This window comes from Sphingobium rhizovicinum, from assembly GCF_042647625.1.
GTDB lineage: Bacteria > Pseudomonadota > Alphaproteobacteria > Sphingomonadales > Sphingomonadaceae > Sphingobium > Sphingobium rhizovicinum.
On the sequence record NZ_JBHRVU010000004.1, the window covers coordinates 1,026,824 to 1,046,893 of the forward strand.

General features: G+C 60.5%; 22 protein-coding genes, 1 tRNA gene and 1 pseudogene. 11 read left to right on the top strand and 13 right to left on the bottom strand.

The window, feature by feature from the left end; all coding sequences use genetic code 11:
* The first annotated feature begins 7 nt into the window (after window positions 1–7).
* The 4 genes from ACFOKF_RS06325 to ACFOKF_RS06340 all read left to right on the top strand — a co-directional run bounded on the left by ACFOKF_RS06325 (window position 8) and on the right by ACFOKF_RS06340 (window position 4,686).
* Window positions 8–2,494 (top strand): heavy metal translocating P-type ATPase, encoded by a 2,487-nt coding sequence (locus ACFOKF_RS06325; protein WP_026109590.1) that lies wholly within the window; start codon window positions 8–10, stop codon window positions 2,492–2,494.
* A gap of 114 nt (window positions 2,495–2,608) precedes the next feature.
* Window positions 2,609–2,989: a hypothetical protein gene (locus ACFOKF_RS06330; RefSeq protein WP_232015805.1), complete on the top strand. Its 381-nt coding sequence runs from the start codon at window positions 2,609–2,611 to the stop codon at window positions 2,987–2,989.
* A 52-nt stretch (window positions 2,990–3,041) separates the two neighbouring features.
* A complete protein-coding gene (locus tag ACFOKF_RS06335) occupies window positions 3,042–3,917 on the top strand; it encodes a bestrophin family protein (RefSeq protein ID WP_010338233.1) in 876 nt (291 codons plus the stop codon).
* A 145-nt stretch (window positions 3,918–4,062) separates the two neighbouring features.
* Window positions 4,063–4,686, top strand: coding sequence for a carbonic anhydrase (locus ACFOKF_RS06340; protein ID WP_004210803.1), 624 nt, complete (start codon window positions 4,063–4,065; stop codon window positions 4,684–4,686).
* A 103-nt stretch (window positions 4,687–4,789) separates the two neighbouring features.
* On the opposite strand, the gene ACFOKF_RS06345 is transcribed toward ACFOKF_RS06340, so the two are convergent.
* The 5 genes and pseudogenes from ACFOKF_RS06345 to ACFOKF_RS06365 all read right to left on the bottom strand — a co-directional run bounded on the left by ACFOKF_RS06345 (window position 4,790) and on the right by ACFOKF_RS06365 (window position 8,016).
* Entirely contained in the window at window positions 4,790–5,554 is a 765-nt protein-coding gene (locus ACFOKF_RS06345; RefSeq protein ID WP_380794085.1) for a pPIWI-associating nuclease domain-containing protein, read from the bottom strand.
* Window positions 5,460–6,098 carry a UPF0149 family protein gene (locus ACFOKF_RS06350; protein ID WP_380794087.1) on the bottom strand — a complete coding sequence of 213 codons (639 nt, stop codon included), beginning with the start codon at window positions 6,096–6,098 and terminating at the stop codon, window positions 5,460–5,462. Before ACFOKF_RS06350 ends, ACFOKF_RS06345 begins: the two co-directional genes overlap by 95 nt.
* Window positions 6,095–6,412, bottom strand: a pseudogene (locus ACFOKF_RS06355) (transposase domain-containing protein); the annotation flags it as partial. The gene ACFOKF_RS06350 and the pseudogene ACFOKF_RS06355, both read right to left, overlap by 4 nt.
* Window positions 6,385–7,041, bottom strand: a complete 657-nt coding sequence (locus ACFOKF_RS06360; RefSeq protein ID WP_380794089.1) for a hypothetical protein — start codon at window positions 7,039–7,041, stop codon at window positions 6,385–6,387. The gene ACFOKF_RS06360 and the pseudogene ACFOKF_RS06355, both read right to left, overlap by 28 nt.
* 174 nt (window positions 7,042–7,215) lie before the next feature.
* Entirely contained in the window at window positions 7,216–8,016 is an 801-nt protein-coding gene (locus ACFOKF_RS06365) for a hypothetical protein (protein WP_004210838.1), read from the bottom strand.
* Between the two features lie 313 nt (window positions 8,017–8,329).
* Here ACFOKF_RS06365 and ACFOKF_RS06370 point away from each other — a divergent pair, with 313 nt between their 5' ends.
* Window positions 8,330–9,511 (top strand): hypothetical protein, encoded by a 1,182-nt coding sequence (locus ACFOKF_RS06370; protein ID WP_228167289.1) that lies wholly within the window; start codon window positions 8,330–8,332, stop codon window positions 9,509–9,511.
* A gap of 169 nt (window positions 9,512–9,680) precedes the next feature.
* On the opposite strand, the gene ACFOKF_RS06375 is transcribed toward ACFOKF_RS06370, so the two are convergent.
* The 5 genes from ACFOKF_RS06375 to ACFOKF_RS06395 form a co-directional block, all read right to left on the bottom strand.
* Entirely contained in the window at window positions 9,681–9,944 is a 264-nt protein-coding gene (locus ACFOKF_RS06375) for a hypothetical protein (protein WP_120249365.1), read from the bottom strand.
* A gap of 62 nt (window positions 9,945–10,006) precedes the next feature.
* A complete protein-coding gene (locus ACFOKF_RS06380) occupies window positions 10,007–10,708 on the bottom strand; it encodes a pirin family protein (RefSeq protein WP_228167290.1) in 702 nt (233 codons plus the stop codon).
* Between the two features lie 110 nt (window positions 10,709–10,818).
* Complete coding sequence (locus tag ACFOKF_RS06385; RefSeq protein WP_228167291.1) at window positions 10,819–12,012, bottom strand: RNA-guided endonuclease InsQ/TnpB family protein; 1,194 nt, start codon at window positions 12,010–12,012, stop codon at window positions 10,819–10,821.
* A gap of 129 nt (window positions 12,013–12,141) precedes the next feature.
* Window positions 12,142–13,185 (bottom strand): hypothetical protein, encoded by a 1,044-nt coding sequence (locus ACFOKF_RS06390; protein WP_228167292.1) that lies wholly within the window; start codon window positions 13,183–13,185, stop codon window positions 12,142–12,144.
* Window positions 13,186–13,236: 51 nt separating this feature from the next.
* Complete coding sequence (locus ACFOKF_RS06395) at window positions 13,237–13,650, bottom strand: ArsR/SmtB family transcription factor (RefSeq protein ID WP_197716417.1); 414 nt, start codon at window positions 13,648–13,650, stop codon at window positions 13,237–13,239.
* Between the two features lie 28 nt (window positions 13,651–13,678).
* On the opposite strand from ACFOKF_RS06395, the gene ACFOKF_RS06400 reads away from it, so the two are divergent.
* The gene (locus tag ACFOKF_RS06400) at window positions 13,679–14,512 is read left to right on the top strand and encodes a hypothetical protein (protein WP_228167293.1); all 834 of its coding nucleotides are present in this window, start codon (window positions 13,679–13,681) and stop codon (window positions 14,510–14,512) included.
* A 15-nt stretch (window positions 14,513–14,527) separates the two neighbouring features.
* Entirely contained in the window at window positions 14,528–14,782 is a 255-nt protein-coding gene (locus ACFOKF_RS06405) for a hypothetical protein (protein WP_009821126.1), read from the top strand.
* 152 nt (window positions 14,783–14,934) lie between these two features.
* Here ACFOKF_RS06405 and ACFOKF_RS06410 read toward each other — a convergent pair.
* Window positions 14,935–15,011, bottom strand: a tRNA-Arg gene (locus tag ACFOKF_RS06410).
* Between the two features lie 69 nt (window positions 15,012–15,080).
* On the opposite strand from ACFOKF_RS06410, the gene ACFOKF_RS06415 reads away from it, so the two are divergent.
* Both ACFOKF_RS06415 and ACFOKF_RS06420 read left to right on the top strand, forming a co-directional pair.
* Window positions 15,081–15,803 (top strand): queuosine precursor transporter, encoded by a 723-nt coding sequence (locus tag ACFOKF_RS06415; protein WP_380794093.1) that lies wholly within the window; start codon window positions 15,081–15,083, stop codon window positions 15,801–15,803.
* A gap of 60 nt (window positions 15,804–15,863) precedes the next feature.
* Window positions 15,864–16,832: a GGDEF domain-containing protein gene (locus ACFOKF_RS06420; RefSeq protein WP_380794095.1), complete on the top strand. Its 969-nt coding sequence runs from the start codon at window positions 15,864–15,866 to the stop codon at window positions 16,830–16,832.
* Here the strand turns inward: ACFOKF_RS06420 and truA are convergent.
* Both truA and fmt read right to left on the bottom strand, forming a co-directional pair.
* Window positions 16,805–17,575, bottom strand: a complete 771-nt coding sequence (truA, locus tag ACFOKF_RS06425; RefSeq protein WP_380794098.1) for a tRNA pseudouridine(38-40) synthase TruA — start codon at window positions 17,573–17,575, stop codon at window positions 16,805–16,807. The genes ACFOKF_RS06420 and truA overlap by 28 nt on opposite strands.
* A gap of 92 nt (window positions 17,576–17,667) precedes the next feature.
* A complete protein-coding gene (gene fmt / locus ACFOKF_RS06430) occupies window positions 17,668–18,576 on the bottom strand; it encodes a methionyl-tRNA formyltransferase (protein ID WP_380794101.1) in 909 nt (302 codons plus the stop codon).
* Between the two features lie 179 nt (window positions 18,577–18,755).
* On the opposite strand from fmt, the gene recR reads away from it, so the two are divergent.
* Window positions 18,756–19,352 carry a recombination mediator RecR gene (gene recR / locus ACFOKF_RS06435; protein WP_380794104.1) on the top strand — a complete coding sequence of 199 codons (597 nt, stop codon included), beginning with the start codon at window positions 18,756–18,758 and terminating at the stop codon, window positions 19,350–19,352.
* Between the two features lie 60 nt (window positions 19,353–19,412).
* Window positions 19,413–19,943 (top strand): peptide deformylase, encoded by a 531-nt coding sequence (gene def / locus ACFOKF_RS06440; RefSeq protein WP_380794107.1) that lies wholly within the window; start codon window positions 19,413–19,415, stop codon window positions 19,941–19,943.
* Window positions 19,944–20,070: the final 127 nt, after the last annotated feature.

A 20,070-nucleotide genomic window follows, 5' to 3' on the forward strand; every position in this document is an offset into this window, starting at 1 on the left:
GATGGTCATGATTCAAAAACTCCGCCTTGATGTCCCCCTGCTGCTCCCCGAAGTCACCGACACGGCTGATGGCTGCGTTTCGCGCCTGATATCCTTGATCGAAAGCCGTCCCGGTGTTTCTGAAGTGCATGTCACGAAGGAACCAGCCGGCACACTGCCGCAGCTGTGCATCCACTATGATCCGGACGCGATCTCTCTTCCTCGTATCCGGGAGCTGGCGAAGGCGGCGGGGACGCAGATCGCAGAGCGCATCGGCCATGCGGTGTGGGAGGTCGACGGCATTGGCCATCAAAGGCGTGCCAGGTCTATTGGCGAAACGCTTCGCGCGCTGCCAGGCGTGCTCGAAGCCGAGGCCATTCTTCCCGGGACGGTGCGGGTTGAGTTTGATCGCACGATCACGTCGGAGGATGGCATTCTCACGGGGCTTCGCGATGCCGGTGTAACACCCAAGGCACTCGCGGCTTCCGGAAAGAAGCCCGTGGCGCACGACCACGACAAGGATCACGATCACCCGGCTGTCGAGAAGCACGACCACGATCATGGGCATGGCGGACTGCTTGGGCCCAACACCGAGCTGATCTTCGCTCTTGCCTGCGGCGGCGCGCTGGGGGTGGGCTACCTCATCGAGACGTTCGTGACGGCCCCCGCCTGGGTGCCGTTCGCTCTCTTCATCGCGGCTTATGTGTTCGGCGGCTTCTACACCGTGCGTGAGGCTATCGAAAATCTGCGCCAGAAGCGCTTCGAGATCGATACACTGATGCTGGTGGCAGCCGCTGGTGCGGCGGCGCTAGGCGCTTGGGCCGAAGGTGCCTTGTTGCTGTTTCTCTTCAGTTTGGGGCATGCACTCGAGCATTACGCCATGGGCCGCGCCAAGCGTGCGATCGAAGCTCTGGCCGAGTTGGCGCCGCGAACGGCCACCGTTCGGCGCATGGATGGTGGCTCCAGTGTCGTGCCGGTCGAGGAACTGGTCCTTGGTGATGTCGTCATCATCAAGCCGGACGAGCGCATCGCCGCCGATGGCTTCGTCATCAAGGGCAATTCTGCGGTCAATCAAGCGCCTGTCACTGGCGAAAGCATCCCGGTCGACAAGGAGCCGGTCGAAAGCGCGGACTCTGCTCGGGCCAATCCTGATCGCGTCGCTGCAGCCAGCAGGGTCTTCGCCGGCACGATCAACGGCAGCGGCCTCATCGAGATCGAAGTCACGCGCCTATCGAACGAGAGCACGCTCGCCAAGGTCGTGAAGATGGTCAGCGAGGCGGAGACGCAGAAGTCGCCGACCCAGCGGTTCACTGATCGCTTCGAGCGCTTCTTCGTGCCTGCCGTTCTTGTCTTGGCATTCCTGCTTCTATTCGCATGGGTCGTCGTCGATGAGCCATTCCGCGACAGTTTCTATAGGGCGATGGCCGTCCTTGTGGCCGCCAGCCCCTGCGCGCTGGCCATCGCGACGCCGAGCGCCGTGCTGTCGGGTGTCGCCCGTGCCGCGCGGGGCGGCGTCCTGGTAAAGGGCGGTGCGCCGCTCGAATTGCTGGGATCGCTCGATGCCATCGCGTTCGACAAGACCGGCACGCTGACGATGGGCGAGCCACGCATCCAGCAGATCATCCCGGCGCCTGGCGTCACCAAGGAAGAACTGATGGCGCTGGCGGTGGCTGTAGAAAGCCTCAGCGACCATCCCTTGGCCCAGGCAATTGCGCGTGATGGGCGCGAGCATATTGGCGATCATCCAGTTCCGGAGGCCGAAAATCTGAAGAGCCTCACGGGTCGCGGCATCTCGGCTCTTGTCGGTGAGGATGAAGTTCTCATCGGCAAGGCCGAGATGTTCGGCAGCGACGGCATAGCCCCGCTGTCCGGCGAGATGGATACCGCGATCAAGACGCTCCGGGAGGCAGGACAGACCAGCATGGTCGTGCGCAGCGGCTCCCGGGATATGGGGGCTATCGGTCTTCTGGATACGCCGCGCGAAGCAGCCCGCGCGGCGCTGGAACGCCTGCGCGAGATCGGCATCAAGCGGATGATCATGATCTCGGGCGATCACCAGCGGGTGGCTGATGCCATAGGCAAGCAGGTCGGGATCGATGAAGCCTGGGGCGATCTTATGCCCGAAGACAAGGTCGAGGCCATCAAGAAGCTGAGGGCCGAGACAAAGGTCGCGATGGTCGGTGATGGCGTGAACGATGCGCCCGCCATGGCGACAGCGACCGTCGGGATTGCGATGGGCGCAGCCGGCTCGGATGTCGCGCTGGAAACCGCCGACGTGGCGCTGATGGCAGACAACCTGTCGCATCTGCCGTTCGCTGTCGGTCTCAGCCGGAGCACGCGCTGGGTTATCCGGCAGAATGTGTTCGTCAGCCTGGGTGTCGTCGCCTTCCTCGTTCCGGCGACCATCCTGGGTCTTGGTATCGGACCGGCTGTCGCCCTTCACGAAGGATCGACGCTGTTGGTGGTTATCAACGCGCTGCGGCTTCTGGCGTATCGAGATCCGGTCCGTGTCTAAGCAGGACGCGGACCACCATCGAGAAGCGACGTGAGGATCGGAAGATTCGACGCCATCTTCGTCGGGACAGGCATACTGATATGCGTCGCTCTCGCTGTGGTGGGAGTGTGGGCGATGTCCGGCGTACTGCACGCACCACTTAATGATCCTCCCGCCACGAAGCGTGTGCATTTTACGATCCAGCCGGGCGAAACGCAGCGCGTAGCAGCCTATGTGGCCGGGGAGGGGACCGTACGGTTCGTAAGCGAGAGCCGCGGCGCGAAGGTCCGCTATCGCCTTCGCCTGGAAGATGGGCACCAAGGGTCCATTCTTGCCGATACGATTGCTTCGGGCATTCAGCGGGGGGAGTTACGTCCGCAGCATGGCAGCCTGTACGAATGGTCTTGGAACAACCTATCGCCTGGGCCGGTGCATGTTGGCTTCTTTGCCGAGGGCAACTTCGACATCCTGAACCGAACAGGCGCTCGTCAGCCTGAATCCTTGGTGGCCCCCTGATTTTAAGAATTGGGCGCTACGCCTCTCACATCATAGATAATGGAGCACCGCGATGATCGTCGGAGCGCGTCCCCGCCTGCAGCAGATCATACTCGAAATCTGGAAGCCACTGACCATCCTGTTTGCCTGGGATGTGGCAGTCACCATCTTCCACCGGTTCATGCCAATCAAGGAGCCTGCGCTGCCAGTCGCGCTGTTCGGCACGGCCATAGCTTTGTTTCTCGGCTTCAGGACGAACGCCGCTTACGCCCGCTGGTGGGAGGCGCGCACCTTATGGGGCGCTTTGATCAACGCCTCGCGCAGCATGGCCCGTTTGTGTCGCAATGTATTGCCGGCTGGCCCGGAAGCGGAAGCTATTGTGCTGCGGCAGATCTCTTTCGCGCACGCGATGCGGTGCCGGCTGCGGGGGCAGGATCCGACAGAGGATATTAAGCGGCTGGCGGGCAAGGAGGCCGCCGAAGTGGCTGCCGAGCGTACGAACCGCCCCAATGCGTTGCTCGAGGACATGTCTCGGATCGTGTCTGGAGCGCGGACTGACGGGAAGATCGACACCATCCAGCAGTCCCTGTTCGAACGAGTGATGATCGATATCGCCAATGCCCAAGGGGGCATGGAGCGCATCAAGAATACGCCGCTGCCCAATGGCTTTGAGTTCATGCCGAACTTCTTCACGCGGCTGTTCTGCGTGCTGTTGCCGATCTCGTTGGTGGAGACGTTGGATCTCTACACACCGATCGGATCGACCCTGATCGGGATGATCTTCCTGGCTGCGTTGCGGATCGGGCAGGATCTGACGGACCCGTTTGCCAACACCGTCCATGACGTGCCGCTATCGACGATGTGTCGGACGATCGAGATCGATCTTCTGGAGTCCCTAGGGCGGAAGGGGCCTGGGCCACTTCCTCCTGTGGCGGGAACGCAGTGGTAGAGTAGGGGATCAAAGGCCGGACGTAGCCGTTACACCCTTCAACAGGCCGTAAAGGGGCGGAAATCAATCGTTACGATCGAGTTGGGCGCCGGCGACAGGCGGTTCCTATCTGCCTTGCGCGCCCATTCATTTAAAGGAGTATGAAGTGGCAACAGCAAGCGTAATCAGCACGCAACCGACCCCGGACGAGGCCCTGCAGCGTCTGGTCGACGGCAATGAGGCATTCGTGGCCGATGCGCCGGTGCCGGCCGACTTGTCACGCGAGCGGCGACTGGCGCTCGCAGAAGGTCAGCAGCCGTTCGCGACGCTGGTGGGCTGTTCGGACTCTCGCGTTGGCCCAGAACAGCTGTTTGGCGCCGGCCTCGGCGAACTGTTCATTGTCCGGACTGCCGGTAACAACGTGGACACCGCCGGCATGGGGTCCATCGAATATTCGGTGGCCGTGCTGAAGGTGCCGCTCATCGTCGTGTTGGGGCATGAGAAGTGCGGCGCCGTTGCGGCTGCAGCCGACGTCGTGACGAAGGATACACGGTTTCCGGGTAGCATTGCTCGTATGATCGAGCCGATCGTACCGGCCGTCTTGGCAGCTCAGCGCAATGTCGGCGAAGACAAGCTGGTCGATACCGCGGTCGAGGAAAACGTCCGGCGTATGGTCGAACGCCTGCAGAAGTTCTCAGAGCCGATGCTGATCGAACCGCAGGAGCGTGGCGAGTTGAAGGTCGTGGGCGCCGTGTACGAACTGTCGACCGGCCGGGTTCGCTGGCTCTAAAAGCGCAGGCCTTCCCGACGGACATAATCAGAGTTTGGCTGGTTATGTCCGTCGGGAGTGCGCGGATATCATGGCGGTGATAGTCGCCCTTTGATGCTGAGCGTCATTTGTAGAAGCTGCTTGTGTCGACTTTTACTCGCACGTCTGACGCGGTCACCGTCAGCGGGTCGCTGATGGGAAGTTCGATTTCTGCCTCATAAGGATATTCGTCAGTGTCGCGGGAGCCGATATCGTTCGCAACATCAGATCCTGAGCCATATTGCAGTTCGACCACAACGGATCCGGTCACCTCGTAGTAGATCGTGTTGGCATCCATGTCGGTGACCACGATTTCGTCGACCCAGTGATGGTCAATTGCGGTGTGGGTAGACAGCTCATCGAGCTCCTGGATTGCTTCCCCAATCATCTTCTCGAACACGGCGGTCTGCATCGCTCCTGCGACTGCCTCTTCGATAAAGTCCCGGCTCTCTTCAGCCGCATCCAGTAGGGCGTTGATTCCGTCGAGAACTTCGCTGAAAATCCGCCTGATTTTTGAACCGTCGGCTAGGATGGTGTTTGGGCGGACATGTGTAGAGCGGTTTAGCGCATTCACCATTTCAATCAATTCGTCGGCATGGGGCTTCACCTCGAACTTCAGTATGTCCTTTACGAATTGGTCTGAAAGGCCGGCCTTGATGATGTAATTCGCCCGTTGCCTCCTCGTCACTGTATCGGTGTCTGGTGCTTGCACGAACGTAAGCGCCGACGTAACCGGGTATTGACGTGGCGGCCTATTACGCTCCGCAGCAGCGCTTAAACTTTTTGCCTGATCCGCATGGACAGACTTCGTTACGACCGATCTTGTTTGACTGGATGGTTCGAAGGGCATTGACGTTGCGCTCGCGCAGCAGGGCGAGTTTCCTCATGCCGACGATGGCGCGAGGTAGCAGTGCTGCGGCCTCGTCGCGGATTTCGTCAGCGTCATCGCGTTCTTCGATGGGCTCACGGCTCTCGATAAAGCCGACCAGCAACTTGATAAATGTCGCGGTCCGTTCATCCTCGGCCAGGTCGGACCAGTATTGCGGCTCGAGCTTCATTGCTTGCCAGAAGCCCTTCACCCACTGCCTGACCTTGGCATGATCGGCTTTTTTGCCCGGCTCACAGAAGCTGGGCTGGAAGCCGGGCCAGCCCTTCTGAAGATCAGCTTCGATGGCTCTGCGCCGTGCAACAACAGCCGCAAGAGCGTGCGACGTCCGTTCATCTGCCGCCGAACCTGGCTTGGTCGTCCACAGACCACTGACCCATTCCGAGGCCTCCAGGCCTGGCGTCACTAGGATGCCGGTCAGATATCCGTCCATCTCGAGCGGCGGCAGCAGATCTGGATCCCAGTTAGGGTTGGCGAGGATGGCGGCGAGAGGCTGCGAGCTTGTCATGCGGCCTGAGCAATATCGCGTGTGGCCTGCCAGCGCCATGGCAGCAGTTCATCGATCCGATTGATCGGGTGGTTGCCGATGCGCTCGATGACGTCGGTAAACCATGCCTCCGGTTCGACGCCGTTGAGCCTGCATGTACCGGCCAGCGAGTAAAAGAGCGCCGCTGCCTCTCCACCCTTCATGGAGCCGACGAACATCCAGTTCCGGCGCCCGAGAGCCACGCCACGCAGGGCGTTTTCCACCAGATTGTTGCTGATCTCGAGCCGGCCATCGTCGCAGTAGCGGATCATGGCCAGCCAGCGGTTGAGCGGATAATCTCAGCGTTGGTCAGCACATTGATATCGGTGACGCTCTTCTTCGACGCATAGTAAGTCAAAGCCAGGCGCTGGCGGATTTCCATGCGGATGCCATCTTCATCATAGCAATGGCGCCCCTGGGCGCTCGTGGCCTCACGAGCATCGCGGTCGCCGACTTTACCGCGCTCCCGCATCCAGCGTTTCACGGTGTGCGGATTGGGTGCCTCGCCATATTTGGCGTGCAACTCGGGGGTCCAGTGCTCGGCAAATCCTGCAGAGATTGCCTTCACGCCGGTCATTACGCCGTTCCGATCGAGCAGCCGTAATGTTGCCAGCCGAAGTGCGCTTTCGGGATCGAGTTCCTCACATTCGGCGGGCGTGAGATGTGATTCAGCGATCTTGTTCTTGGCCGGCGACTGCCCACGGTCTGCCATCTGGAAGAATTGACCGTTCTGAAGCAGCGTCCGAAAGCGCTCCTGGTCCATTGGACGGACGACGCCGGCGTCATCGAGATATTCGACGGGCTTGCCTGTGGCAGCATGTTCGAAGTTCAGGCGTGTGCCATATCCATGTGATGTAAAAACACAGGGTTGACCTTCGATACTGTATAGCTGATTGCGTTTGAGCTTATAGGGGAAGTAATTCACGTATCTCTCCCGAGATTTGGGTATTCTGAGGGCGCGCAAAATCCATCAGCAGTAGATATTTCTACGCTGCGAATGGCATTGCTTCTGTTGTGATGGGTGCCTGCGGGTTCGTCAGGCAGTTATGATTTCACTCTAGGTCATGGTTGAATCCTTCCTGGGGTATTTGATCTATGATCAGATGAAGCTGACAGGCATCTCATCGATGAGAGGCTGCGTGAGATCGAGCGACACGATGCGCCTCACCAGCATGGCGAAAGTGATTGCCCGCCCTTGGACAAAATTTCCGGGCGCCATCAGCTCAGCGAATTCGCCCAACTGCATGTCATCCCCTTTGCTGCGGAGGCTTTCGACGAGCCGCTTCTGCGACGATGAGATGGCCGTGCGGCGCATCGAGCTGGCGAGGCGTACGTTGAAGCGGTGGCGGCTATTCTCGAAAATTTCGGAACCGAAGGTGATACGGAATTCGTGGCCTACCCGGCGGCAAATTTCTGCGACGCCGGCAAGCTTCAGCCGATATTCTGGATCTCGCAGGTCCGCATCGTCGCCTTTGACTTCGACGACCGCCAGGCGTCCATCGGCGTCCAGTATGTCGACGTCGCTTGTGTACCGCTCCTTTTTCCTCAGGATGAATTCGAAGCGGCGAGCTTCTGATTGGTAGTGGACAACATTGGGGTCCGTCTCGCATCGCTCGATCAGTGCAAGCTGATGCAGGCTCTCATAATGCTGTGTGCGGCCGACCTTCACGGAAGGGTACCAGCCGCTCGCATGGTGCGTTCCGCCAGAGACTGTTCGGAGCGATCCATTGTCGTTGGCGACCACAATGCGAGCCATGGTGTTGACCAGGCTGTTGTGCTTCCTCAGCAAGGTTTCGGCGCGCAACCGGCCAGCGGAAGGCTCGTATGACGGGTTGCGCAGCATGAGGTTGATAGCGGCGCGAACGTCGATCTCAGCCAGTTCTTCATACGCGTCAGTCATGCCAGAACGTCCAACCGCGACGGTTGCTGTTGGGCCATTTGGAGCGAGAACGACTCCACGTCTTAACGCGCTGCTGTCGTTCAAAATGTCGGATGATCTCGATCAGATACTCTGTATAAACGATTGAAACGAGGTTGTTTCGATCTGCACTTCGCGGTTTAGTCGTCATCGCACTGTCTCCATGTTGGTCACGATACTGTGCATTTAGGAACGCTAAAATGACCGTGATGGCAACAGGAATGTGGTTTTAACTGCACAGTATCGTGACCAACTCACTTGACGATGCGTGCCTTACTGTTCTAATAATTCATGGATGAACAGTAAGAAAAACGGCACGCGCGACGTTGGTTCGGATCGGTCGGCCCTCGAAACTGACGAGGAGTTGGTCAAACGGCATGCCGCTTCAGGCTTTTCTGGCGAATCAGAGTACGCCCTGTTCCTGTCTCTGGATGATTCTAAGCGGGAGGCGGTGATTGCCAGACTGAGGACGATGGACCTCTATCTTCGCGACGATGACCCCATGCCCGTGGGCGACGCGTGCAGCGCGCTCGATATGGAGCAGCGCAATTTTTACCGACTGCTGAAGAAGCTGAAGGATCTGGGCCCAACTCGAGGTCTGTCACCGAGCTTCCGGGTGAAGGCTGTCGCGGCACCAGCACAGAAAGGCTTCGCACCCGTTGCCGAGCGTGCGCTGCGCTGGAAACTGCAGCATGAGCCCGCGGCTTCGCCCGCGTCGATCATACGCTGGATATTTGAATCCTGCGCGGACGCGGGCGAGGCGCCTCCGTCTGCATCCTCGATCCAGCGACGCATAAAGGTACTCCGCCGGGAAGGTGTCGCAGAGCCGGCGGCTGGGGCTGCTGGTCTTCAGATCCTGGTGGACCAGACCGCAGTCGATGTGATGGTTCAGATCAGCGGCCGGGTGGAATTGGCTACGGCTACGTTCATTGTCGATACCAGCTCTAGGATGATCCTTGGATTGGGGGTGGGCGATCCGCTGATTCCGGAAGACGGGCTCATGCGCGCTACCCGCAATATGGATGACGACCTCATGCGCCATCTCGTGCAGCACACGCAGGTGCATTTCGATCGCGTGGAGTCGATCGACTTTATCGCGCCTCCAGGCGGGGCGCGGCAGAGCAAGCAGTTGCAGAAGCGCTTTCGGGTCTTCAACCGCCGAGTGTCGTTTGACATTCATGCAGGCGGAAAGTGGCGTCACGGCACACAGCTGGTCCGCTACCTGGGCGATACGCTGGGGCCGTATCAGTTCAAACCGCGGTTTACAGAGGAGGGGGCTCCTCTCAGCAACTCGATCAGCGAGGGGATTGAGCAGGAGATCATAGAGCGGGCGTTGCTCGTGGAGGCGATGCGCTGGAACGAAAGCCAGTGGCAGCAGGTGGAGCCGACGGTCGAAAAGTTGCAGCGCATGCGTGAAGAGCGCGCGAGCGCGATCACGGCGCTATTCCGCGATGTGGTGATGCGGCCAGAATTTTGATCGAAGCTATTAATCGGTAGTGCGGCATGGAGTGGATCAGACTGAAATGCTGTTCAACTTCATGCCCCACTCGAGTTTCTCGACCGTGATGGCCGTACATATGCGAGCTTTGAGGCTGGTAGACAGATTGTTAGGTGCTGCGTAGCCGCCGCAGGATCCTACCTAAATGTCAAAGCCATTGTGAGCCTGGGATCTCGCTAGTCCCTTTGACGGCGACAAATTCTACGCTGCCTATTTTAAGTCGGCCCCACCCGCCATCGGGATCGATGGCATTCAGGCGGTCGATAAGCGCTCGCCATTCTTGACCTGCGCTCGTTGACGGAATGGCCTGAATAACGGGCGCGTCTGAGGCATAACGCGCCTGCATCTTGCGGTTCATGGCGAGAGCGTAGGCAAAGCTGTCAATTAAGATGTCGAAATCTGACTGACTCATATGTTTTTGCTACCTTATGTATTGCGCCGGATTGCTGGAATGCCAGTTTTGGCCTCTCAATATTACTCTGCCATTTCGATAAGAAGCGCGATCGTGTGTCCCATGGCGGTCACTGTAACGGTTTCAACATCATTGATGAGGATACCGTCATTGCGGTCGGCAATCACATCGCCGACTTGCACCCTTCCGGAGAGTGGCACGACATAGCCGAAATTGCCTGCCTCAAAGCGGTAATCCGCAGCGCCGCCATCAGCCAGCACAACTCGCGATAGACGGGCGTTGGCTCGCATCGGCAGTGAATTACCTTCATTGTCGAACCCGCTGGCTAATGTAGCGAACTGGCCCTGCTCACGATCGTCAGCGAACCCCCTTACAACAGAGAAGGGCTCGCCGCCCTGATGGTTGGGTATCAGCCAGATCTGGACGAATTCGACCGGGTCGGCCTCGTCTGGATTGCCGCGCCGGATAGCGACGCCCGTACCAGCGGATATGACTTGGCAATCGCCTGCTTGAAGCGCCCCGACATTGCCCAGGCTATCTTCGTGATAGAGCATTCCGCTCGTGACGTAGGTCAGTATCTCGGTGTCGGAATGCGGAGTTTGCGGCAGTCCGGCACGGGGAGAGATCGCCTCCTGATTCCACATGATCATATCGCCCCACTGCATCGGGTGTCCGCCACAGCTTTCAGGCCCGAAATGCTGGAGGCTTTGGAAATGCTCCAGGCGGAATATGCCGAAGTCACGGGCCGGGCGTAAGGCGATCATCAGGGTTCCAGTGCGAATAGGTGTGGCTAAAGCGGGTTTGGAAAAATCCCCTCAAGCTTTGGACAGGCAGTTGCTATGCAACTGCGCTGCATTTCCGGGTGGACGCGCAGCTAGACGCTGGCGTTGGGCAAAGCCTTGCCCACCCTGCGACCCAAAGCGGCCGCATGCGCAGAGAGCCCGCGCGCAAGGATGTTGATTGCATTGTTGGTGCCTCGTGGGACATCGACGCCGCAGGCACAGATGTGCCGCTCACCGTCATTGCTTTCAGAGGATGGTGATCCGCATGCATTGCACGTTGGCGCCATGCGTCTCGGATCCACAATGATGACCGCGCCGCCAGCCTTTTCAGCTTTGTAGCGGATCATTTCGAGAAGGCGCTTTGGTCTCACCTCCGCCAATACTTGACCGTTTTCCCGCGTCGCGATCGCACCGGCGCCATCTGACGGGTGTCGTGTGCGTGATGGACAGGACAATTGCCTGAGGTCGAGATCTTCGACCACGATCGTTTCAAACCGATTGGTGATCGCCGCCGAGATCTGATGCAGCCGCGTGGAACGGCAGTTTATCACGCTTTGACTGGCGCGGTCTCGGCGTTCGCGCAGCTTTTTGCTTCGGCGGGAGTCTTTCTGGCATCTCGCCAGTGCCCGGTGGGCGCGCCGCAACGCAGCATTTTGAGTCGTCCATCGGGCTGTATCGTTGAAGAGCGAGCCGTCCGATAGCGATGCCAGGTGATCTATGCCGAGATCGACGCCACACGCGCTACCAGGATTTTGGTGCTCTTGGCCGCCGGCTTTGTAATCAACCAGGATTGTGACATGCCATCGACGCGCTCTGCGGGTGAAGGTGAGTCCGGCGAGGCGAGCGTCAGCTGGCCACGGGCGATGCATGCGCACCCGCAATTTGCCCACGATGCCATCGACCGACAGGTAGCCGTCCGCGACGACACAGCCTCGTACGCCGTGGACGCCAAAACTGCGCCAACGCTCTTCGGAGCGGAAGCGCGGGAACCCGGCGTTGGGGTTGGCCGTCAGGCGATCGCGATACCTCGTCATTGCGGTATCGACGCAGCGCAAGGTCCAGTTGTTAATGCCCCAGGGCAGGGCAGTATGCTGGCGGTTGGCCATTCTATACGCAGGGAGAGACTTGGTATCGTCTTCGTATGTGAGATGAACGCCGCGTTGAAAGGCTGCACGCCGGTTTTGGAGGGCGTCATTGTACAAATTTCGCTGCAGCTGCAGGATCGACGCCAGGCGCGCATGTTGCGCCCGACTTGGCTCGATCGGAAATTTATACTGCAAGAACATGTGCTTGCATGTGACGCGCAAAAGTTAACGCAAGGTGGATGTTCGAAAATCAATCAGGCGGAAGGGGGAATGACGGTTGGTATCCCATTCAGCCAGCGCGCTGCGACAATCCCGCCTGCTGCTAAAGTGCTACCTGCTCGGGGACAGAGGTCGGGCATAGGCGACCTCAGTTAGCGTTGCTTTCGTTGGCCCCTTGGTAATCGCATGGACCGCTGCCGCGGCTGATACGGCAGGCTCGGCCTCTCGATTGATCTGCAGGCCAGCGTGATAGCGCTCCAGAAGCAGAGCGACGGCCGGACGCACGACAGGCAGAGGCAGAGTTTCGCGAATTGCGAATGGGATGGAAGGATTGCGGCGCGGATTGAGAGGCACGCGGCCGAGCTTGGTGCCGAACATAGCAGTGAGGGCCAATCCTGGCCGACGAGAGTCTACCTGAACGTCTGACTGGGCGATGCCGATTGAGCGTAACTGGGCTTTCGTGCGCGGGTCATCGACAGGAGCGTTCCGGTACATCGCCAAAGACGCGCGTGCGGGTGATGCGGAATTCATCTGTTCAGCGGCCTCGGTGACCAACTGGAGGATGTCGTCGGCAGTTGGCCTATCTGCAGTCACCACATGGGCAAGAGCGATACCACGGCTGACGTCGATGAACGCGGTGAGGACAGCGTGATAGGGGATGTTATCGGGGCCATCGACCGCCACATCGAGTGGCGACATATCGATGGCGTAGTCGGTATTCATGCCGGTGTAGGACGCGATATCGGTCACTTCCATGGGCAGATTGAGTCTCGTGCGGACTGCCCGTTTGCTTGGTGGACTTATTTTACGCTTCTCGCACAAGGCTTCGGCGGCAGACTGGATCGCCCCTGGCCGAGCGCCCGGGCCGGCGTGCGCGATGGCTTCTTCGAGAGCTGCTCTCGTTTCAGCGGGAAGCTGACGGGGGTAGTTGGACAGAACCTGATCGTTCAGCTGGAGCGAGTCCTTGTACGCCCGAATGATCTTGAAGAAGTTGCGCTCCTTATACCCCAGCCGAGTGGCGGCAGCGGTAACAGCTGCTGCCATTCGCCGACTGCCCTTCCTGGGGAGCTCTTCAACTTCCAGAGCACGCCGGTAAGCTTCCGGCCATTGCTGAGGCGTGAAGGTCACCATGTAGTGGGCAATGCGATCTTCCATTTTTCTTCACTCCTGAGTTTCGAGGAGCGAAGCAGAGCGTATTCAGAAAATTCAGGGCGTCACTGAGGCTAAGCCATTGAGGTATGTGCCGATGGACGACGCTGCGGCTGTATCAGCCCGATAGATCACCTGTTTCCCAGCACGGCGCGAGGAAACAAGGTGGGCGCGCGATAGAATTCCCAGATGGGAAGATAGAGTGTTTGCAGCGACATTGAGGTGGCGCGCAATTTCTCCCGCCGGCAGGCCTTCAGGCGCCCGGGCGAGTAGGCGGTAGATATCATGGCGAGTCGGTTGCCCTAGCGCAGCCAGGGCCTCGACCATTGCTGATGAGTCCATGGGCCAGACTATCAGCGATCCATCCCAACCGGTCAAACGGTTAGTGACGGACAGATCCGTCAGCCAAATCAAGAATGTGCCGGCTGATGACCGTTGAGACGTCCGTTGAAACAGGAAATCGAACGCCATTCAATTCTATAATTCCAGAATCATTGAAATGAATGTACAAGTCGATAAATGGAGCGTGCGACTCGCGCAGGCTTCTCTTGAAAAGGATGGTGACAGAAAGGGTTTCGCAATGCTGACGCACGAGATGTACGAACAGAGAATAGCTGCACGGACCCAGCGCTCAGCGCTGGATTACTTCACCACTTCAGCTCTGTTGGGACGCCCTGATCCGCTGGCCAGTGATAGCCCTGACGATGTCTCATTCGACTTGACCTACAAGATGGTCGATCGCCTCGTGATCGCGGCTGTCGAAACTGGCGCTCGGTTCGAGCGTGACAGCTTGCAGTCCGATCCATTGGCTTGGCTCTATAGCTCGCAGCCTCCGTTCGGCGGGGCGCGACCGCTGGAAGCGTGTCTGACCGCGCCAGGGTTGATGAGATGCATCATGTTTCATGCCCTAGACTTGGAGCTTGGAACGCCCAGTGATCTGGTCGACCAAATCCTCCGTAGCGACGGTTACATGTCGGGGGAGGCGACGACCGGAGGGCTCTGGAATACCGGCAGGGACCGGGAGAGTGCCGGCCATGGTCGGACGCTGTATACCGCGACGATCGTCGATGTGCGGGTGGATCAGATCCACCATGTCTACCATGCGATGATGGCCTGCGATCTCGCCGAGGCGAGAGGATTGCTCAGACTTCGTTATGGAAGACAGTTGGCGGACCAAGCTGAGGTCCGCAGAGGGTACGACGCGAGCAACCCGCTGGCGGTCTCTATGGTGTCGGACGCGATGGGGGCGATCTTGGCGATGGTGGCCAGCAACCCCCAAAGTGCGTTGGCCGAGGGACTGGACCTGCAACTCGAATCCAGGTTCGCGCCGTAGAGAGGCGCGCAGGCCATGATGGTCGTCACGATCACAATCTGGCCGGGTGGCGATGAGGCAGCGTCTTTCGATATCGCGCAGATGAAGATCGAGAACGAGAGCAGGCTGGCCGACGTCAGCGATTATACTGCTCGGATCGTCCAGTGCGAAAACCGCCGACTAGGGGTGCAGGGGATAGATACCCGGGTGCAAATATCGTCACATCCTCGCCGGGATGGGCCTTGGACGTTGCTCAAGAGAATACTCGATCGGGTCGATTTGCCGTCCTGAATGGGACGTTCCTAACTCCTCGCTGACGGCGAAAACCGCCTACTTCGCTACACCCTCTAAAACCGAAACGGCCGAAATTGGCCATTCTCGCCGCTCAGAGGATCACGAAAATGAAGTAAAGGAGCAGACTTGCTGACAACCGAAAAAAAGATTGGCGACCCCGGCAGGATTCGAACCTGCGACCATCCGCTTAGAAGGCGGATGCTCTATCCAACTGAGCTACGGGGCCGGATGCCTGCCGCGATAGCGGGCGTTGCGGCTGCTTGCAATCGTCTGACCGCACGATAAGCAGGATGGCATGAGTGAAACGGGGCTGCACAGGATCGATGCGGGGGCGCTGGGCGCGCGGACGCTGCGCTATTATGATTTCCTGATGGCGGCCTTCGTCGCGATCTTGCTGTTGTCCAACCTGATCGGCGCGGCGAAGCTGGCGACGCTGGGCGGTTTTACATTCGGCGCGGGCATCCTCTTCTTTCCGCTCGGCTATGTGCTGGGCGACGTGCTGACCGAAGTCTATGGCTATGCGCGCGCGCGCCGCTGCGTCTGGGTCGGCTTTGCCGCCATGCTGTTCATGGCGATAATGAGCTGGGTCGTGGTCGCGTTGCCCCCGGCCGATGGCTGGCCCGACCAGAAAGCCTATGAAGCGGTATTCGGCAGCACATGGCGCATCGTCTTCGCGTCGGTCTGCGCCTTCTGGGCCGGGGAGTTCGCCAACAGCTTCGTCCTTGCCAAGATGAAGCTCTGGACGCAGGGCCGGCATCTGTGGATGCGCACCATCGGGTCGACGGTGGTGGGGCAGGGGGTGGACAGCCTGCTCTTCTACCCGCTCGCCTTCTACGGCAACTGGACCGATGCGCAGGTGCTGACGGTGATGGTCACGAACTGGGCGATGAAGGTCGGCTGGGAAGCGATATTGACGCCCGTCACCTATGCCGTGGTCGCTTTCGTCAAGCGGCGCGAAGGGTTGGACATTTATGACGAAGCCACGGATTTCACGCCGTTCCGCACCAGCCTCCAGTAAATTTTACAGCAGCGTTGTTTCGCTAAATCCCTGTTTACCATTGGTGCGCCATGTGGAGCCATGAGCAGCCAGTCGCATCGACAATTTCTTCCCATTTCCCATGACGATAACGATCGGGTTCTGGAGCCGTGCAATGTGGTGGCGCTGGATGGCGGGATGGCGGCGGCGCTGTCTCTGGCCCGGCGCCGGTTCGAGGCGACCTTTCAGCATGCGCCGATCGGCATCGCCCATGTCGGGCTGGACGGCGCCTTCCTGCTGGTCAATCCCCGCTTCTGCGCGATCAGCGGCTATGATGCCGACACGCTGATCCGCACCGGATTTCAGCAGATCACCCATCCCGATGATCTCAATGCCGACGAAACGCTGCTCGCGCGCCTCAACGCGGGAGAGATTCCGCGTTATTCGATGGAAAAGCGCTATATCCGCGCTGACGGCGCCACCATCTGGGTCAATCTGACCGTCGCGATGGTGCGGGACGAGGGGAACCAGCCCGAATTCTACGTCGCCGTGATCGAGGATCTGTCCGACCTGCGACAGGCCAGTTTCGATGCGATGCACGATCCGCTGACCAGTCTGGGCAATCGGCGGGGGTTCGCCTGCCGCGCCAAATATGTGCTGGCCCATGCCGGACAGATGGGGCGCTCGATCAGCCTGCTGTTCCTGGATCTGGACGGCTTCAAGCAATTGAACGACAACCATGGCCATGCTGCGGGCGATGCCTGCCTTGCCGACATCGGTCAGATATTGCGCGGGCAGACCCATGCCGGCGATGTGGTCGCGCGTCTGGGCGGCGACGAATTTCTGCTGCTCCTGTCGAACCGGGATGCCGCTGCGGTCGCCATGGTTGCAGAAGATGTGCGCCGCGCGCTGGAGGCTTATGGCATGGGGATCAGCGGCAGCCTGGGTCTTGTCACGGCTGAACGGCCCGATCCCGCCGATCTCGACCGGCTGATCGCCTGCGCTGACGATGCGATGCGCGCAGCCAAGCGCGCCGGCAAGAATCAGGTCTGCGCTGCCGCTTTCGCCTGATCGTCGGGATAGGTTGCGCTGACGAAATAGAGGCCGTCAGGCGGCGCGTTGAGGCCCAGCGCCGCGCGGTCCTTCGCCTCCAGCGCGGCGCGCAGATCGTCCGCGCGCCACCGCCCCATGCCGACCAGCGCAAGGCACCCGACCATCGACCGCACCTGATGATGCAGGAAGGATCGGGCCGCCGCATGGATGGCGATGCGGTCGCCGTCCCTTTCCACATCCAGCCGGTCGAGCGATTTCAACGGGCTTTGCGCCTGACAATGGGCCGACCGGAAAGTGGTGAAGTCATGCCGTCCGACCAGTATCTGCGCGGCATCGTGCATCGCTTGCGCATCCAGCGGTTGCCCCACCCGCCACGCCAGCCCGCTTTCGAAGGTCAGCGGCGCGCGGCGATTGGCGATGCGATAGACATAGGATCGCCCGACGCAGGTAAAGCGGGCGTGCCAGTCGTCGGGCATGACCTCGCACGCCAGGATGGCGACCGGATCGGGCCGCATCTTCGCGTTCAGCGCCTCCATCAGGCGGAAAGGCGCGATGTCCTTTTCGATTTCAGCATGGGCGCGCATGGCGAGGCCATGGACCCCTGCGTCGGTGCGTCCGGCGGCATGGATCACGGCGCGTTCGCCCGTAACGGCGAAGATCGCATCCTCGATCGTCTGCTGCACGCTTGGCCCATGGGCCTGACGCTGCCAGCCCATGAAGGGACGGCCGTCAAATTCGACGGTGAAGGCGAAACGGGTCATGATCCTAAGTCCGTTCGTTTCGAGCGAAGTCGAGAAACGACATAGGTCGGCTTATCGGCTTCTCGACACGCTCGAAGCGAACGGAGGTGCGCTCACCCATCCACCCGGCCCCCGGCCGGCATCTCATAACCGCGTAGCAATTCGCCCGGCGTCATCGCGCCCTTGCCCGCGCGCTGGATCAGCGTCGGGCGGATCGCGCCGTGGCCGCACCCGATCAGCAGGCTGTCGTCCAGCAATTCGCCCGCCGGCCCGTCATGATGTTCGACATGGCCGGCAAGGATACGGAACCGCTCGCCGCGATATTCGAAGAAAGCGCCTGGGAAGGGATTGAAGGCGCGGACCTGCCGCTCGACCTGATGCGCGTCCTTGCTGAAATCGATCCGCGATTCCGCCTTGTCGATCTTGGCGGCATAGGTCACGCCTTCTTCGGGCTGGGCCATGGGCGGGTGGAGCGAAATATCGTCCAGCACCTCGATCATCAGCTCTGCGCCCGCCTGCGCCAGTTCGGCGGTCAGCGCGCCTGCGGTCTTGCCCTCGACCGGGGTGACATGCTTGGCGCGCATCGGCCCGGTGTCCAGGCCCGCCTCCATGTCCATGATCGTCACGCCCGTCACATTGTCGCCGGACAAGATCGCCCGCTGGATCGGCGCCGCCCCGCGCCAGCGCGGCAGCAGCGACGCGTGGATGTTCATGCAGCCATGGCGCGGCATCGCCAATATGGCGCGCGGCAGGATCAGTCCATAGGCGGCGACCACCGCGACATCGGCGTCCAGCGCGGCGAAGGCGGCCTGCACATCGGCATCCTTCAGCGATGCCGGCGTGCGCACGTCTATCCCCAGTTCCTCGGCGCGCTGATGGACGGGTGAGGAGCGCAGCCCCTTGCCGCGGCCGGCGGGACGGGGCGGCTGGCTATAGACCGCGACGATGGCATGGCCGGCCTTCACCAGCGCGTCGAGCGCGGGAACGGCGAAATCGGGGGTGCCCATATAGATAATACGCATGATCTGTGTCCGGTTCCGCACCAGCCCGCTCCCCCACCCGGCCACCCATATGATACTGCCGTTGGGTGGCCGGGTGGGGGAGCGGGCTGGCGCCGTATTCGAAATGCGTCAGGACGCATTTGGCAAAGAAAGCTCTCAAACCCCTTGTCTCTCCCAGTTGCAACCCCTTATCTCACGATATGGCCTCTCCCGAAATCGAAGCATTGACCCAGGCGCTGTCCCGCCTGCCCGGACTTGGCCCCCGATCGGCGCGCCGCGCGGTGCTGCATCTGCTGAAACGGCGTGAGGGCGCGATGGAGCCGCTGCTGCGCGCGCTGGAGGCGGTGAACGAGCGGCTCGTCACCTGCGCCACCTGCGGCAATGTCGACACCGTCGATCCCTGCGGCATCTGCGCCGATCCGCGCCGCGATCCGCGGGCGCTCTGCGTGGTGGAGGATGTGTCGGATCTCTGGGCGCTGGACAAGTCGCGCCTCTTCCCCGGCCGTTTCCATGTGCTGGGCGGCCGCCTGTCCGCGCTGGAGGGTGTGCGACCGGAGGATCTGACCATCGACGCGCTGGTCGCCCGGCTGGAACAGGGCGGCATTGATGAAGTGGTGCTGGCGATGAACGCCACGCTGGAGGGGCAGACCACCGCCCATTATCTGGCCGAACGGCTGGAGCGCTTCCCCATCCGCCTGACCCAGCTGGCCCATGGCGTGCCGGTCGGCGGCGAACTGGATTATCTGGATGAAGGCACGCTGGCGCAGGCGCTGCGGGCGCGGCGGCCGGTGGGCTAGTCGCCCCTATGCTGCGCCGCTCCGCTTGATATTATCCGCCGTTCCGCCTATGTTCGGCCTATGGCAATCCGTCCCATCCTTGAAGCGCCCGATCCGCGGCTGCGCACCATTTCGACCCCTGTCGAGGCGATCGACGACGATCTTCAGACGCTGATCGACGATATGTTCGACACCATGTATGACGCGCCGGGCATCGGTCTGGCCGCGATTCAGGTGGGCGTGCCCAAGCGCGTTCTGGTGATCGACCTTCAGGAACCGGAATCGGAGGAGGAAGGCGCGCCGCCGGTCAAGAAACCGCTGGTCTTCATCAACCCGGAAATCCTCAAAGGCTCCGAAGAACTGTCGGTCTATAATGAAGGCTGCCTGTCGGTCCCCGACCAGTTCGCCGAAGTGGAGCGCCCCGCCGCGATCCGCGCCAGCTGGATGGACCGGGAAGGCCGCATTCATGAAGAACAGCTCGAAGGGCTGCTCGCCACCTGCCTCCAGCATGAAATGGACCATCTGGAAGGCGTGCTGTTCATCGACCATCTGTCCCGCCTGAAGCGCGACATGCTGCTCAAGAAGCTGAACAAGGCCCGCCGCGCCGCCTGATCGGCGCGATGCTGCGAACGAAAACGCCCTGACCTTATGGTCGGGGCGTTTTTCGTTGGAAGGGGAGCGATCTTGTCGCAGGCTCGTCATTCTTCGTCGCCCCGCTTTTTAAATATGATCCGTTCGG

Coding starts and splice junctions, on each gene's coding strand:
- ACFOKF_RS06390 (WP_228167292.1), bottom strand. CDS start 13,185: ATGGAAGATCGCATTGCCCACTACATGGTGACCTTCACGCCTCAGCAA.
- ACFOKF_RS06370 (WP_228167289.1), top strand. CDS start 8,330: ATGAACAGTAAGAAAAACGGCACGCGCGACGTTGGTTCGGATCGGTCG.
- ACFOKF_RS06385 (WP_228167291.1), bottom strand. CDS start 12,012: ATGTTCTTGCAGTATAAATTTCCGATCGAGCCAAGTCGGGCGCAACAT.
- ACFOKF_RS06335 (WP_010338233.1), top strand. CDS start 3,042: ATGATCGTCGGAGCGCGTCCCCGCCTGCAGCAGATCATACTCGAAATC.
- ACFOKF_RS06380 (WP_228167290.1), bottom strand. CDS start 10,708: ATGATCGCCTTACGCCCGGCCCGTGACTTCGGCATATTCCGCCTGGAG.
- recR (WP_380794104.1), top strand. CDS start 18,756: ATGGCCTCTCCCGAAATCGAAGCATTGACCCAGGCGCTGTCCCGCCTG.
- fmt (WP_380794101.1), bottom strand. CDS start 18,576: ATGCGTATTATCTATATGGGCACCCCCGATTTCGCCGTTCCCGCGCTC.
- ACFOKF_RS06365 (WP_004210838.1), bottom strand. CDS start 8,016: ATGACTGACGCGTATGAAGAACTGGCTGAGATCGACGTTCGCGCCGCT.
- ACFOKF_RS06375 (WP_120249365.1), bottom strand. CDS start 9,944: ATGAGTCAGTCAGATTTCGACATCTTAATTGACAGCTTTGCCTACGCT.
- ACFOKF_RS06350 (WP_380794087.1), bottom strand. CDS start 6,098: ATGACAAGCTCGCAGCCTCTCGCCGCCATCCTCGCCAACCCTAACTGG.
- truA (WP_380794098.1), bottom strand. CDS start 17,575: ATGACCCGTTTCGCCTTCACCGTCGAATTTGACGGCCGTCCCTTCATG.
- ACFOKF_RS06405 (WP_009821126.1), top strand. CDS start 14,528: ATGATGGTCGTCACGATCACAATCTGGCCGGGTGGCGATGAGGCAGCG.
- ACFOKF_RS06395 (WP_197716417.1), bottom strand. CDS start 13,650: ATGGCGTTCGATTTCCTGTTTCAACGGACGTCTCAACGGTCATCAGCC.
- ACFOKF_RS06330 (WP_232015805.1), top strand. CDS start 2,609: ATGTCCGGCGTACTGCACGCACCACTTAATGATCCTCCCGCCACGAAG.
- ACFOKF_RS06415 (WP_380794093.1), top strand. CDS start 15,081: ATGAGTGAAACGGGGCTGCACAGGATCGATGCGGGGGCGCTGGGCGCG.
- def (WP_380794107.1), top strand. CDS start 19,413: ATGGCAATCCGTCCCATCCTTGAAGCGCCCGATCCGCGGCTGCGCACC.
- ACFOKF_RS06420 (WP_380794095.1), top strand. CDS start 15,864: ATGAGCAGCCAGTCGCATCGACAATTTCTTCCCATTTCCCATGACGAT.
- ACFOKF_RS06345 (WP_380794085.1), bottom strand. CDS start 5,554: ATGCCCTTCGAACCATCCAGTCAAACAAGATCGGTCGTAACGAAGTCT.
- ACFOKF_RS06325 (WP_026109590.1), top strand. CDS start 8: ATGATTCAAAAACTCCGCCTTGATGTCCCCCTGCTGCTCCCCGAAGTC.
- ACFOKF_RS06400 (WP_228167293.1), top strand. CDS start 13,679: ATGAATGTACAAGTCGATAAATGGAGCGTGCGACTCGCGCAGGCTTCT.